The organism is Gordonia alkaliphila, from assembly GCF_039542465.1.
Classification (GTDB): Bacteria; Actinomycetota; Actinomycetes; order Mycobacteriales; family Mycobacteriaceae; genus Gordonia; species Gordonia alkaliphila.
Map to the genome: position 1 here is coordinate 1 of NZ_BAABIE010000059.1, position 561 is coordinate 561.

Here is a 561-nt window from a genome sequence, read left to right on the forward strand (position 1 = left end):
GTTCCGGGATCGGATCAAGGTCGTGGCGATGGACGGATTCACCGGCTACAAGAGCGCCACCACCGAAGAACTCCCCACCGCTCGGGTGGTGATGGATCCGTTCCACGTCGTGCATCTGGCCGCGACGAAATTGGACCGGTGCCGGCAACGGATCCAGCAGCAGGTGTGTGGGCACCGGGGCCGTAAAGACGACCCGCTCTACAAGATCCGCCGGATCCTGCATACCCGCACCGAACTCCTCACCGACAAGCAGAAGATCCGACTGTTCGAGTCGTTGACCAGCCACGACGCACACGCCGCCGTGGAGATCACCCATCAGGTGTATCAGCAACTCATCGCCGCCTACGAACACCGACACCGCCGCGAGGGCAAGAAACTCATGTACAAGATCCTGCGACGGATCCGCACCGGACTACCCGCCGGCCTGACCGAGCTCGCTCAACTCGGACGAAGCCTATGGAACAGGCGCGCCGACATCCTCGCCTACTTCGACACCGGCGTCTCCAACGGACCCGTCGAAGCCATCAACGGACGCCTCGAACACCTCCGCGGAATCGCCCA

Annotated in this window: 1 protein-coding gene; it reads left to right on the forward strand. The window is 62.9% G+C overall.

The features are described from left to right. On the forward strand, positions 1–561 hold a 561-nt coding region (locus ABD989_RS17700; protein ID WP_345314513.1), incomplete at both ends, for a transposase.